Source organism: Variovorax sp. YR216, assembly GCF_900107745.1.
GTDB lineage: Bacteria > Pseudomonadota > Gammaproteobacteria > Burkholderiales > Burkholderiaceae_C > Variovorax.
In genome coordinates this window covers 532,542-545,483 of record NZ_FNRO01000004.1, presented here as the reverse complement: position 1 = coordinate 545,483, position 12,942 = coordinate 532,542, and the positions used below count along the sequence as shown (strand labels likewise).

Annotated in this window: 10 protein-coding genes; 2 read left to right on the top strand and 8 right to left on the bottom strand. The window is 67.5% G+C overall.

Translation table 11 applies throughout. The annotated features are described in order from the left end of the window. The first annotated feature begins 25 nt into the window (after positions 1–25). The gene (gene queC, locus BLW05_RS15945) at positions 26–727 is read left to right on the top strand and encodes a 7-cyano-7-deazaguanine synthase QueC (RefSeq protein ID WP_177142668.1); all 702 of its coding nucleotides are present in this window, start codon (positions 26–28) and stop codon (positions 725–727) included. On the opposite strand, the gene BLW05_RS15940 is transcribed toward queC, so the two are convergent. The 6 genes from BLW05_RS15940 to gspF form a co-directional block, all read right to left on the bottom strand. Further along, positions 706–2,472 carry an ABC transporter ATP-binding protein/permease gene (locus tag BLW05_RS15940; protein WP_093163971.1) on the bottom strand — a complete coding sequence of 589 codons (1,767 nt, stop codon included), beginning with the start codon at positions 2,470–2,472 and terminating at the stop codon, positions 706–708. The two genes, queC and BLW05_RS15940, sit on opposite strands and share 22 nt — an antisense overlap. Before the next feature lie 93 nt (positions 2,473–2,565). Next, positions 2,566–3,984: an 8-oxoguanine deaminase gene (locus BLW05_RS15935; RefSeq protein WP_093163969.1), complete on the bottom strand. Its 1,419-nt coding sequence runs from the start codon at positions 3,982–3,984 to the stop codon at positions 2,566–2,568. Between the two features lies 1 nt (position 3,985). Further along, positions 3,986–5,401, bottom strand: a complete 1,416-nt coding sequence (locus tag BLW05_RS15930) for a nucleobase:cation symporter-2 family protein (protein WP_093163968.1) — start codon at positions 5,399–5,401, stop codon at positions 3,986–3,988. A 128-nt stretch (positions 5,402–5,529) separates the two neighbouring features. Further along, positions 5,530–6,432, bottom strand: coding sequence for a LysR family transcriptional regulator (locus tag BLW05_RS15925; RefSeq protein WP_093163966.1), 903 nt, complete (start codon positions 6,430–6,432; stop codon positions 5,530–5,532). Between the two features lie 17 nt (positions 6,433–6,449). Further along, on the bottom strand, positions 6,450–7,349 hold the full coding sequence (locus BLW05_RS15920) for a 5'-nucleotidase (RefSeq protein WP_093163965.1): 900 nt from the start codon (positions 7,347–7,349) through the stop codon (positions 6,450–6,452). 3 nt (positions 7,350–7,352) lie between these two features. Continuing rightward, entirely contained in the window at positions 7,353–8,585 is a 1,233-nt protein-coding gene (gene gspF / locus BLW05_RS15915) for a type II secretion system inner membrane protein GspF (RefSeq protein ID WP_093163963.1), read from the bottom strand. 65 nt (positions 8,586–8,650) lie between these two features. On the opposite strand from gspF, the gene BLW05_RS15910 reads away from it, so the two are divergent. Beyond that, a complete protein-coding gene (locus BLW05_RS15910) occupies positions 8,651–9,220 on the top strand; it encodes a hypothetical protein (RefSeq protein ID WP_093164093.1) in 570 nt (189 codons plus the stop codon). Position 9,221: 1 nt separating this feature from the next. Here the strand turns inward: BLW05_RS15910 and gspE are convergent, their stop codons facing one another. Next, positions 9,222–10,643: a type II secretion system ATPase GspE gene (gene gspE, locus BLW05_RS15905; protein ID WP_093163961.1), complete on the bottom strand. Its 1,422-nt coding sequence runs from the start codon at positions 10,641–10,643 to the stop codon at positions 9,222–9,224. Between the two features lie 17 nt (positions 10,644–10,660). Then, complete coding sequence (gene gspD, locus BLW05_RS15900) at positions 10,661–12,940, bottom strand: type II secretion system secretin GspD (RefSeq protein ID WP_093164092.1); 2,280 nt, start codon at positions 12,938–12,940, stop codon at positions 10,661–10,663. Positions 12,941–12,942 lie beyond the last annotated feature (2 nt).

Below are 12,942 nucleotides of genomic sequence, written 5' to 3'. Positions count from 1 at the left end.
GCCCTTTCAGGGAACGAAGATCACCATGCACAGCTCCGCACTTGTCCTCTTTTCCGGCGGTCAGGACTCGACCACCTGTCTCGCGGCAGCGCTCGAAAAGTACGAGCGTGTCGAAACAGTGGGCTTCGACTATGGCCAGCGCCATCGCATCGAACTGGATGCGCGCCTCGAGGTACTGGAGCAGCTGCGAGAGCGCTTCCCGCGCTGGGACCCGCGCCTCGGCGAGGACCACATGCTCACGGTCGATGTGCTGGGGCAGATCAGCGCGTCATCGCTCACGCAGGACATCGCCTTCGAGATGCAGGCCAATGGCTTGCCGAACACGTTCGTGCCGGGGCGCAACCTGCTGTTCCTCACGCTCGCCGGCGCGCTGGCGTACCGGCGCGGCATCGACGTGATCGTGACCGGTGTGTGCGAGACCGATTTCTCCGGCTACCCGGATTGCCGCGACGACACCATGAAGGCGATGCAACTGGCGCTGTCGCTGGGCATGGACCGGCGGCTCCTGATCGAAACGCCGCTGATGTGGATCGACAAGGCCGCCACCTGGGAGATGGCGCACCGCATTGGCGGCCCGGCCCTGGTCGATCTCATCGTCGAGGACACGCACACCTGCTACCTCGGCGACCGTGCCCAGCGCCACGGCTGGGGCTACGGCTGCGGCAATTGCCCAGCCTGCGAGCTGCGCGCCCGCGGCTGGGAGCGCTACATCGCCTCGACCCTGTAGCGGGCGGCCGAGCCGTTCGATTCGGGCACCAGCGTCCAGCGCCTGTCGTGGAAGGCGCCGACCGAGGCGCGGTGCGCGATCGACACCATCGCGCCGCCGGCAGCTTTCACGCCGGCCGCGAGACGGTGATAGAGGGTCTCTTCCATCTCGGCGTCGAGTGCGCTCGTGGCCTCGTCGGCGAAGACCCAGGCCGGCTTGCGCAGCAGCACGCGGGCGATCGCCAGGCGCTGTTGTTCGCCGCCGGAGAGCTTCTGGCTCCACGCATCGCTGTCGTCGAGGCGCGCCGCCAGATCGGGCAGCATCGCTTCTTTCAAGGCCTGCACGAGCTGCGCGTCGGTGTAGACACTCGCCGGCTGCGGATACGCAAGTGCATCGCGCAGACGGCCGTTCGGCACATAGGGGCGCTGCGGAATGAACATCGCATTCGCCGGCATCGAGACACGGCCGTTCGCGAACGGCCAGATGCCCGCGAAGGCGCGGAACAGCGTCGACTTGCCGCTGCCCGACGGGCCTTGCAGCAGCACGCTGTCGCCGGGCTGGACTGCGAGCGCCGCGCCCTGGATCAGCGGTACGCCGTCGGGAAGCGTGACGCTGACGTCGGCGGCCTTCAGGCCTTCGCCGCTCGCCGCCGGCGTGCGCTCGAGCGCACTCGTCTCGCTCGCATGTGCCCGCATCGCGGCCTCGAAGCTGGTGAGACGGTCGGCGGTGGCGCGCCAGACGGCGACGCGGTCGTAGTTGTCGACGAACCAGCTCAGCGAATCCTGCACGCGGCCGAATGCGGAGTTGACCTGCATCAGCTGTCCCAGCTGGATCGCGCCGCTGAAGAAGCGCGGCGCCTGCACGATGAACGCGAAGATCACGGACGCCTGCCCGAACGAGGCGGTGAACGCCACGAGGTTCTTCTGCTTCGTGATCAGCTGCAGGTAGTTCTTGAGCACTGAACCGAAGCGCAGCTCGAGTTGTTCATGTTCGACTTGCTCCCCATGGTCGAGCGCGATGGCTTCGCTGTATTCGCGCACCCGCACGAGGTGATGACGGAAGTCGGCTTCGAAGCGCTGCTGCTGGTAGTTGAGGCCGATCAGCGGACGGCCGATGTAGTGGGTGATGATCGTGCCCGCCGCGCAATAGGCAAGGGCGATCCACACCATCGAGCCCGGCACGGTGTAGGTGTTGCCGAAGAGCGAGAGCGTCGTGTCGCCGCTCAGCCCCCACAGGATGCCGATGAAGCTCACCAGCGTGACGACGGCGTTGAGCAGGCCCATGGACAGCGTCATCGTGTAGTCGGTGAAGAGCTGCATGTCTTCCTGGATACGCTGGTCGGGGTTGTCCGGCGACTGGCCGTTGTTCTTGCCGTAGCGCGCGAGTTCCAGGTGATAGAAGGTGTGGTCGGCCATCCAGCGCGAGAGATAACTGCGCGTCATCCATGCTCGCCAGCGCAGTTGCAGCAACTGGGTCAGGTAGAACTTGAGGATCGCGATGGCGATGTACCCGGCGGCGATCCAGCAGAAGAAGATGATCTCGCGCCAGAACACCGCCTGGTCCTTGTTCTGAAGGGCATCGTAGAAGCGTGCGTACCACTGGTTGTTGAGCACCAGCATGTAGACCACGCCGAGATTGAGCGCGACGATCGCCGCGAGAAGCGCGCGGGCGGTCCATTTCTCTTCCGAGCGGAAGTAGGGCGCGGTCAATGCGCCAATGCGGCGCAGGGTGGCAAGGAGGTTCTTGGAGCCGTCAGGAGAATTCATGGCGTGGGCATGGAAGCGCGCCGGAAAGGCGCGTTGCTTTCATGCTACCGCCGAGCAGCGCTCCAGTCTTAAGTAGCGCTGAAAAAGGATGCTTCAGGCGGTGTGTGGATGCCGCGCCCGCTCGTACAGCGTGCGCGCCAGGTCGCGATGCTGCGCCAGAAGCGGCGCGAGCTCGAAGTTCTCGAAACGGCCGTCGCGAATGCGCACGCGCCCATTGATCACGCTCAGCGCGACTGCGCCCGGCTGGCAGAACACCAGGGCCGCGACCGGATCGTGTCCCGCGCCCGCGTGCGCGACGCCGTTCAGGTCGAAGGCCACGATGTCGGCCGACATCCCCGGCGCAAGCGCGCCGATGTCGTCGCGGCCCAGCACGCGCGCGCCGCCGAGCGTCGCGATCTCCAGCGCCTCGCGCGCCGTCATCGCCGACGGCCCGAAGCCGACGCGCTGCAGCAGCATGGCCTGCCGTGCTTCGCCGAGCATGTGCGCGCCGTCGTTCGATGCGCTGCCGTCCACGCCGAGGCCCACCGGCACGCCGGCGCGGCGCATCGCACCGATCGGCGCGATGCCCGAGGCGAGGCGCATGTTGGAGCAGGGGCAGTGCGCGACGCCGGTCCCGGTGCGGCCGAAGAGCGCGATGCCGGCCTCGTCGAGCTTCACGCAGTGCGCATGCCACACGTCATGGCCGACCCAGCCGAGGTCCTCGGCGTATTCGGCCGGCGTCATGCCGAACTTCTCGCGCGAGTAGGCGATGTCGTTGTCGTTCTCGGCCAGATGCGTGTGCAGCGAGACGCCGCGTTCGCGCGCCAGTTCCGCCGACAAGCGCATGAGGTCGCGCGAAACGGAAAAGGGCGAACAAGGGGCCAGCACAATGCGCTGCATCGCGTGCCGCGAAGGGTCGTGCCAACGATCGACGAGCCGTTCGCTGTCGCGGAGGATGGCGTCTTCCGTCTCCACCACCTCGTCGGGCGGCAGGCCGCCGAGGCTGCGGCCCACGCTCATGCTGCCGCGGGCTGCGTGGAAGCGCATGCCCATCGCATCGGCCGCCTCGATCGAGTCGTCGAGCCGCGAGCCATTCGGAAAGAGATAGAGGTGGTCGCTGGTCGTGGTGCAGCCCGACAGCATCAGCTCGGCCATCGCGGTCCGGGTCGAGACGCGGATCATCTCGGGCGTGATGCGCGCCCACAGCAGGTAGAGGTTGGTGAGCCAGCCGAAGAGCTCGGCGTCCTGCGCCTCGGGCACTGCGCGGGTGAGGCTCTGGTACATGTGGTGGTGCGTGTTGACCAGGCCGGGCAGCACCACATGGCCGTGCATGTCGATCGAATCGGCCTGCCCGTCGCGCAGCGCATCCGCGTACGCCGCGGGCAGTTCGGCGGTTGCGCCGGTCCATGCGATGGCGGGGCCTTCGACCACCACCGCACCATCCGCGATTTCGCGGCGTGCGGCGTCCATGGTGACCAGCACCTCGGCGTGCCGGAGGATGAGCGGTCGATGCGCAGGAAGAGCCTGGGTCATGTCATTCGGTTCCGTGGGAAGTGCGTGCGGCGAGCGCGAAGGATTGCGACTGCGCCATCACGCCGTTGTAGAAAAGATTGAGCAGGACGGCCACGAGTGTGCCCAGAACGATGCTGCTGTGCGTGATCGGATGTGTCCAGGCCGGAAAGTGCTGGAAGAAGCCTGGTGAAAGCGTGGGGATCAGGCCCAGGCCGATGGAGATCGCGATGACGTATAGCGCGTGGCGCTCGCGTTCGTAGTCGATGGTGCCGAGGATGCGGATACCGGTGGCCGCGACCATGCCGAACATCACGATGCCGGCGCCGCCGAGCACGAACTGCGGCACCGAGGCGACGACATGCGCGATCTTCGGGAACAGCGCCAGCCCGATCAGCAGCGCGCCGCCCATGGCCGCGACATAGCGCGAGCGCACGCCGGTGACGGTCACCAGGCCGACGTTCTGCGAGAACGATGTGTAGGGGAACGTATTGAACACGCCGCCGATCACCGTGCCCAGGCCGTCGGCGCGCAGGCCGCGCGTCAGTGCGTCGGAGGTGATTCTGCGGCCGGTGATGTTGCCGAGAGCGAGGAACATGCCCGTGGACTCGACCATCGTGATGAGCACCACGATGCACATGGAGACGATTGCCGCCGCCTCGAAGCGCGGCATGCCGAAATGAAAGGGCGTCGTCAGGGCCATCCACGGCGCATCGTCCAGGCCGTCGAAATGCATGCGGCCGAGGGCCAGCGACAGGCCGACGCCGAACACGATGCCCAGCAGGATCGCGATGTTGGCGATCAACCCCTTGCCGAATCGCGTGATCAGGATCACCACGAGCAAGACGGACGCCGCGATCGCCAGATGGGCCGGTTCACCATACGCCGGGTTGCCGATGGAATGGGCCACGCCGTCCACCACGCGCGTCGAGGACGGCTGTCCGCCGGCGGACCAGTTGATGGCCACGCCCATCAGCGAGACCCCGATCAGCGTGATGACAGTCCCCGTGACCAGCGGCGGAAATGCGCCGAGCACCCGCCCCATCAAGGGCGCGACAAGAACGCCGAACAGGCCGGCGGCGATCGTGGCGCCGTAGATGGCCGGAAGCCCGAGCGAGGGGTCGAGGCCGATGGCGATCACCGGGCCGACCGCGGTGAAGGTCACGCCCATCATGACCGGCATGCGGATGCCGAAGCGCCAGAACCCCAGGGCCTGGATGAGCGTCGCGATGCCCGCGGCGAGCAGGTCGGCATTGATCAGGAACGCAATGTCGGCCTTCGAGAGTCCGAGCGCGCCGCCGACGATCAGCGGTACCGCGACGGTCCCTGCGTACATCACGAGCACGTGCTGCAGCCCGAGGGCGCTGCAGCGGCCCCAAGGCAGTTTCTGGTCGACCGGTGTGCTGTCTCCTGCGGCGGTCGTGCGGGCGGTGGCTTGCATCTGGATTCGCCTTTTTCGTTGTGACCTCCGCCGCAGTCTAGGAAAGGAGTCCGTGCACGCGCCATCTCAATATTTGACGCGCCGCGTTCGAAAAAAGTGGACGGTTTCAGGCTCCGTCCGGGGCCCCGTCAAGGCGTCAGCAAGGTGTCGAGGCTGTCGGCGATCTGGTCGGCGAGCCGTTGCGCGGACGGCGCCAGCGGGGTCGAGGCGCGCGTCACGAGGGTGAGCGTCTGGGGGCGCAGGACGGCGTCGCGCAGGGGCACGAAGACCAGCGAGCCGTCGCGGTGGTCCTCGATGATGTCGAGGCGGTTGAGGAAGGTGATGCCATCCCCGGCGATCACCAGCCGGCGCATCAGCGCGGTCGAGGTGCTCTCCAGGATCGGCGAGACGCTGATGGCCGAGCGGCCGAAGGCGCCGTCGAGGATGCCCCGGATCGAAAGCGCCTGCGCGGGCAGGATCAGCGGGTAGCCGATGCATTCGGCCAGCACGGTGGTCGCGTTGGCGGTGAGCGGATGGCCGCGCGGCACCACGGCGCCGATCGGCCAGTCGCTGGTGAACAGGGAGCGCAAGCCCGCCGTGTGGGGCGCGTCGTAGGCCAGCGCGATGTCGCTGTCACCGTCCGCGACGCTGCGCAGCACGGCGGCGATCGGCAGGTCGACCACCCTGAGCTGGATGCCGGGATGCAGCGCGCGAAACCGGCTGATGACCGTCGGCAGGAACGAGCCCGCGAGCCCAGCCGTGGTACTCAGCGTCGCCTCGCCCTGGTGCAGCCCGCGAACGGCCTCGACGCGCCGGCGCACGAGTTCGAATTCGTGCAGCGTGCCGCGCGCATGCGCCAGCACGATCTCTCCGACCGGTGTGAGCCGCAGACGCCCCCGGATGCGTTCGAACAGCGGCGTGCCGAACTGGTCCTCCAGGATGAGGAGCTGCCGGTTGATCGCAGTGGGCGCGACATGCAGCTGCTCGGCCGCCTTGCGGATCGACCCCGCGCGAACGACCTCGACCAGATACCGGATGACCTTGGCGTGCATGGTCCCGGCGGATCGGTTCAGCGCTCGTTGCTGATGCCGCTCGCGACATGGCCGGCGGGCACGTGGCGCGCGGCAGCATCGACATGACCGGTCTGGTCGTCGAAGAAGAAGTCGGGCTCGAACTCGCGCAGGAACTCGCCCTTGGGCAGGCCCGCGAGGAACATCGCCTCATCGACCTTGATGTTCCATTTCATGAGCGTGCGGATGGCGCGCTTGTGTGCTGGTGCGCCGCGCGCGGTGACCAGCGCGGTGCGGATGCGCATGCGCGACGTGCCCGATTGCTGCAGCCGGTGCAGTGCCACGAGAAAGGGCTTGAAGGGACCTTCGGACAGCGGCTCGTCGGCCTTGCTCGATTCATGCTGCTGGAAGGCTGCGAGGCCGTCGCGCTGGTATACGCGCTCGGCCTCGTCGCTGAAGAGCACCGCGTCGCCGTCGAATGCGATGCGCAGTTCGTCGGGGTAGTGGTCGCTGGCGCGCACCGCCTCGACCATCACGTGCGCGGCCGGAAAGCCGGCGGTCAGCGCTTCGCGGACGTCGTGCGGGTTGGCTGACAGGAAGATGTCGGCGTTGAGCGGGCGTAGGTAGCCGAAGGGTGCCCGTCCCTGCGTGAAGACGCCGCGCTGCAACTGCATCTCCGCCGCCGCGCCCGATTGGAAAATCCGCATGCCCGAGACCGGATCGTTGCGCGAGAGGATCACAACCTCCACCCGCTGCACGCCGTCTTCGTTGAAGCGCAGCAGCTTGCGCACCATCGCGTGCGCAATGCCTGGCCGCGCGGGCACGTCCAGCCGTTCGAGTTGCAGGCGCATGTAGCCCTCGTGGTCGCCTGATTCGAAGACGCGGTTCTCTTCTTCGAGATCGAACAGTGCGCGCGAGGAGATCGCGACGACAAATTTGTTGTCCAGAGTGACCGGCATACGCTACTTGACGAACTGGTTCAGCTGGATGATCGGCATGAGCACCGCGAGCACGATCAGCATCACGACGCCGCCCATGGCCACGATCAGGAGCGGTTCGAGGATGGTCGCGAGATGCATGGCACGGCGCTGCACTTCGGCGCCGAGCTGGTTGGCCGCGCGCTGCAGCATCAGTGGCAGCGTGCCGGTCTGTTCCCCGAGCCGGGCGAACATCGAGACGATGCCCGGGAACCGCTTCTTCTGCGCCAGCGCGGAAGCGAGCGGCGCGCCTTCGCGCACCAGCACCAGCGCATCGAGCGCGTCGGCGCGCATGGCGCTGTTGCCCAGCGTTTCGGACGCCGCCTGCAGCGCACGCAGGATGGGCACCCCGGCCGTCGCCAGCATCGCGAGCGTGCTCGCGAAACGCGCCGCGTTGTAGCCGCGAGAGAGCTTGCCGACCAGCGGCAGGTTGAGCCATGCGGCGTCGAACCTCTCGCGCAGCGCGGGACGCGAGAGCGCGACCCTGCCGCCGAGGGCCGCGAGGACGATCACGCCCAGCATCGCCCATCCGTAGTTGCGCACGAAGTCGCTGATCGCGAGCATGGCGACGGTAAGGATCGGCAACGCGCGCTTGGTCCCGGCGAACACGTTCGCCACTTGCGGCACCACGTAGCTCACGAGGAAGACGACGATCACGATCGCGACCATGGTCACGATCGCCGGGTACAGCGCGGCGCCCACCAGCTTCTGCTGCAGCGCCTGCCGCTGCTCCAGGTCGTCCGCGAGTCGTTCGAGCACCAGGCCGAGATTGCCGCTTTGCTCGCCGGCGCCGATCACGGCGGTGTAGATCGGAGAGAACTCGCGCGGATGCTGCGAGAGCGCGCGGCCGAAAGGCGAGCCCGCATTGACTTCGGCGCGCAGCGAGGCGACGAGGTTGCGCTGCGCCTCGTTCTCCGCCTCGTCGGTGAGCGCGGTCAGCGCGCGTTCGAGCGGCAGGCCCGACGACACCAGCCCGGCGAGCTGGCGCGTCCAGACGGCCAGCGTGGTCGAGTTGAAGACCCGGCCGCCGCCGATCACTCGGTTCCAGCCGCCGGCGGCCGGTACGCCGCTTTCGGCGCTGCCGACCACCGTCACCGCGAGCGGAATCAGCGACTGGGCGCGCAGCATGCCGCGGGCGCTGCGGGCGGTGTCAGCTTCGAGTACGCCCTTGCGGGGCTGTCCCTGTTGGTCTATGGCTTCGAAGGAATAGGCAGGCATGGGGGACGGGTTGCAGAATGCGCGAGCCCGCATTGTCGGGGCAATACCCGTCGGAGGAGTTCATCATGCCGATCCGCCATTTCGCCGTCGTTGCAACTCTGCTTGGCACCCTTGCCATTCCCGCCTGGGCGCAGCCCACCTTCAGCGGCTACCTGTGCTGCAACCTGCGCACCGACGGAAGCTGGGCCAGCGACAGCAACTATGCCGAAAGTGGTAAGCGCATCATTCCCGTCGGCACGCCGGTGAAGGTGACGGGTTACGGCCGCTACCGGGTGCACATCGAGGTCAACGGCGGCAAGCAGGACATCGGCAACGACTACAGCCGTGACATCGACCTGGGCGGATTCGCCCAGCGCTGGGTGGTTCAGGAGGACCCGGCCGCCAAGATCGCGAGCTTTCCGCCGAAGATCCAGTCCGCCATCAGGGAGGCGCGCGTGACCAAGGGCATGACGCGCGAACAGGTCGCGATGGCGGTCGGCTGGCCCATCAGCAGCGAGAACCCGAAGCTCGATGCCGAGATCTGGCGCATGTGGATCAGCAGCTTCGCCGAATACCAGGTCGTTTTCGACAAGGCCGGCAAGGTGCGCGAGATCGTGACCGATCCCCAGACCAAGAACCTCGTCGTGGCGGACTGAGTTATTCGCGCGTGACCCGGAGCAGTTCGGCGCGTGAGGTGATGCCGGCCTTGACCAGGCGTTCGCCATCCTCGCGCATCGATCGCAGGCCGCCGCGCTCGGCCGCCACGAAGATCTGGCTTTCGGGTGCGCGGTTGTGGATCAGCGATTGCACCGTGTCGTCCGCCACCAGCAGCTCGAAGATGCCGGTGCGGCCCTGGTAGCCGGTCTGGCCGCAGGCGTCGCATCCGACGGGCACCGCCTCGCCGCCACCGGGACCGGGCGCCGAGCACACCGGGCACAGCTTGCGCACCAGGCGCTGCGCGAGCACGCCGAGCAGCGACGAACTCAGGAGGAAGGGCTCGACGCCCATGTCGGTGAGGCGCGTCACCGCGCTGACGGAATCGTTGGTGTGCAGCGTCGCGAACACGAGGTGGCCGGTGAGCGACGCCTGGATCGCGATCTGCGCGGTCTCGAAATCGCGGATCTCGCCGATCATGATCACGTCCGGGTCCTGGCGCAGGATTGCGCGCAGCGCCTTGGCGAAGGTCAGGTCGATCTTCGCGTTGACCTGCGTCTGGCCGACGCCGGGCAGCTCGTACTCGATCGGGTCTTCCACCGTCATGATGTTGCTGCTGCTCGCATCGAGCTGGCCGAGCGCCGCGTAGAGCGTCGTCGTCTTGCCCGAGCCGGTCGGACCGGTCACGAGGACGATGCCGTGCGGCTGCCCGATCAGGTGCTCGAATCGGGCGCGCGTGTCGCCCTGCATGCCGACCGATTCGAGCGTGAGCTTGTTTTCGGACTTGTCGAGCAGACGCAGCACCGCGCGCTCGCCGTGCGCCGAAGGCAGCGTCGAGACCCGCACATCCACCGCGCGCGTGCCGATGCGCAGGCTGATGCGGCCGTCCTGTGGCAGGCGCTTCTCGGAGATGTCGAGGTCGGCCATGATCTTCAGACGCGAGATCAGCGCCGCGTGCAGCGCGCGGTTGGGCTGCACCACTTCGCGCAGCGTGCCGTCGATGCGGAAGCGCACCGAGGAGGTCCGCTCATAGGGTTCGATGTGGATGTCGCTCGCGCCGTCGCGCGCTGCCTGCGTGAGCAGCGCATTGAGCATGCGGATGATCGGGGCGTCGCCGGCGGATTCGAGCAAGTCCTCGACCGCGGGCAGCTCCTGCATCATGCGCGACAGGTCGGCATCGCTCTGCACTTCGCTCACCACCGCGGCCGCATTGGATTCGCCCTGCGCATAGGCGGCGCTGATGCGCTTGGCGAGCTGGTCGGGCGGAAGGGGCTCGAAAGTCTTCACCTGGAACTTGCGCAGCACCTCGCCGAGCGCGCTGCGTGGCGGCACCGTCGGCATCCAGAGCGTCAGGTGGCCGTCGTCCGTTTCTTCGAGCAGCAGCTGCTGGCTGCGCGCGAAAGCGTAGGGAAGTGGGTAGCGCATCGGACCTTTTGCCCTCGTTACGGCAATTCGCGTGAGCTCGCGGGGTCGGCCGTCGCTGGCAGGGCGCCCCTGAGCGGCGACGGCGCGAGCCGTGTCGACGTCGGTGTGGGCGGCGGAATGAGCACCGTGCCCTCGAACCCGCCGCTGCCACCACCACCGCTGCTGCTGCTCGTCGGGCGAACCGGCACCGGCGGTATGACGCCGGACTCGGGCACGTTGTTCAGCATGACGTTGCCGCCTTCGGGCTGTACTTGCTGCTGGGCGCTCTGAATCATCTGGTAGCGATCGTAGGCCAGGGCGTCGGTGGTGGCGCCGTCTCGAACCACGACGGGGCGCAGGAACATCATCAGGTTGACCTTCTCGCGTGAGCGGGTCTCGTTCTTGAAGAGATTGCCCAGGATCGGGATGTCGCCGGCGAGCGGGACCTTCTCCAGACTGTTGCTGTAGTTGTCCGACAGCAGGCCGCCCAGCATCACGAGGCCGCCGTCTTCGACCAGCACGCTCGATTCGATCGAGCGCTTGTTGGTGGTCGGGCCGTTGAGCGCGTTCTCGGTACCCGCCTGCACCGTCGACGTTTCCTGGAAGACGACCATCTTGATGGTGCCGTTCTCGTTGATCTGTGGGCGCACCCGCAAGGTCAGGCCGACGTCCTTGCGCTCGATGGTCTGGAACGGGTTGACCGAGCCGTTCGAGGCGCCCGTGTTCGTGAACTGGCCGGTGACGAAGGGCACGTTCTGGCCGATCACGATCTTTGCTTCCTCGTTGTCGAGGGTCAGCAGGTTCGGCTTCGAGAGCAGGTTGCCTTCCTTGTTCTGGGCGAGGAAGTTGGCGATCGCGTTGATGATGAAGCCGCTGGAGGTCTGGCGTCCGATGCCGATGTTCATGCCGGTGCCGAGGGTCGTCAGCGCCGACGTGGTGCCGGTCGCGAGCGCCGCGGTCAGCGCCAGGATGTTCGCGCCGGTGAGGCTGGAGTTGGTGCCGATCACGCCGCGGTTGCCGACCGCGGTTTGCCACTGGACGCCGAACTCGGCGGCCCGCGTGGCGCTGACCTCGATGATCAGGGCCTCGATCATGACTTGCGCGCGTCGGCCGTCGAGCTTGTCGATGACGGCGCGCAGCTGGCGGTACTGGGGCTCCGCCGCGGTGATGATCAGCGAGTTCGTCGAGGGGTCGGCCTGGATCTGGCCGCCGGTCGACGGCTGGTTCGCGTTGTTCACCGGCGCAGTCGCCTGCATCGAGGCCCCCGAGGTGCCCTGCGCCGCATTGAGTTGCGCCGCGGGCTGCGTCCCCCCGGTGACCGGGCTCACGGAGCTCGCACCGGCGCTTCGATCGCCTCCCTGCGCGGCGATCGCCGCGCGCAGCGTCGCCGCGAGCTTCACCGCGTCGGCGTTCTTCAGATAGACGACGTACACATTGCCCGCGGCGCCGTTGCCGTTGTCGGTGGGTGCGCGGTCGAGCTTCTCGACCAGCGTGCGGACGAGTTGCGCACGGGCAGGATTGGCGGCGCGCAGGATCAGCGAATTGCTGCGCGGCTCGGCCAGCAGCGTGGTCCGGAACGATGCGTCGGCGGTGCCCGGTGCGCCGGCCGGCGCGCCAGCGGTGCCCGAGCCGCCTTCGACGAGCCGGGTCACGAGCGGCGCCAGGTCCGTCGCGACCGAATGCTTGAGCGGAATCACCTCGATGTCCGATGCATTCGGCAAATCGAGCGAGGCGATGATGCGGGCCAGGCGGCGCATGTTCTCGGCGTAGTCGGTGATGACCAGCGAGTTGTTGCCAGGGTTCACGTTGATCGTGTTGTTCGGCGCGATCAGCGGGCGCAGCACCGGCAGCAGGTTGTTGGCCGACTCGTAGTTGAGCTTGAAGATCTGCGTGACGATCTGGTTGCCGCTCACGCTCGACGTGACGGGCGTGGCCGCGGTCACCGTGGTGCTCTGCAGCTTGGCATCGGCCTCGGGCACGATCTTGTAGAGCCCCTCGGACTGCACGACCGCGAAGCCCTGCAGCCGCAGCGCGGCGGCGAACTGGTTGAACGCTGCCTCGGGCAGGATCGCGCGGTCGGTCTGCAGCGTGACGGTGCCCTTCACGCGCGGATCGACCACCACGTCGCGGCCGGTCACCACCGCCATGGTGCGGGCGACCGATTCGATCTCGGCGTTGGTGAAGTTCAGCGTGATCGGTTCGCCGCGCCGCGGAAGGTCCTGCGCGAATGCCGACGGGATGCACGCTCCCACCAGCATCTGTGCGGCGAGCGCGATGGTGCCGATGCGTGCACCGTACGAAGTCTTGGGCTTCTTCATGA

What these genes read in the sequence shown, in the direction of transcription:
- BLW05_RS15910 (WP_093164093.1), top strand. Translation starts at nt 8,651, where the DNA reads ATGCCGATCCGCCATTTCGCCGTCGTTGCAACTCTGCTTGGCACCCTT.
- BLW05_RS15935 (WP_093163969.1), bottom strand. Translation starts at nt 3,984, where the DNA reads ATGACCCAGGCTCTTCCTGCGCATCGACCGCTCATCCTCCGGCACGCC.
- queC (WP_177142668.1), top strand. Translation starts at nt 26, where the DNA reads ATGCACAGCTCCGCACTTGTCCTCTTTTCCGGCGGTCAGGACTCGACC.
- BLW05_RS15930 (WP_093163968.1), bottom strand. Translation starts at nt 5,401, where the DNA reads ATGCAAGCCACCGCCCGCACGACCGCCGCAGGAGACAGCACACCGGTC.
- gspD (WP_093164092.1), bottom strand. Translation starts at nt 12,940, where the DNA reads ATGAAGAAGCCCAAGACTTCGTACGGTGCACGCATCGGCACCATCGCG.
- BLW05_RS15925 (WP_093163966.1), bottom strand. Translation starts at nt 6,432, where the DNA reads ATGCACGCCAAGGTCATCCGGTATCTGGTCGAGGTCGTTCGCGCGGGG.
- gspE (WP_093163961.1), bottom strand. Translation starts at nt 10,643, where the DNA reads ATGCGCTACCCACTTCCCTACGCTTTCGCGCGCAGCCAGCAGCTGCTG.
- BLW05_RS15920 (WP_093163965.1), bottom strand. Translation starts at nt 7,349, where the DNA reads ATGCCGGTCACTCTGGACAACAAATTTGTCGTCGCGATCTCCTCGCGC.
- BLW05_RS15940 (WP_093163971.1), bottom strand. Translation starts at nt 2,472, where the DNA reads ATGAATTCTCCTGACGGCTCCAAGAACCTCCTTGCCACCCTGCGCCGC.
- gspF (WP_093163963.1), bottom strand. Translation starts at nt 8,585, where the DNA reads ATGCCTGCCTATTCCTTCGAAGCCATAGACCAACAGGGACAGCCCCGC.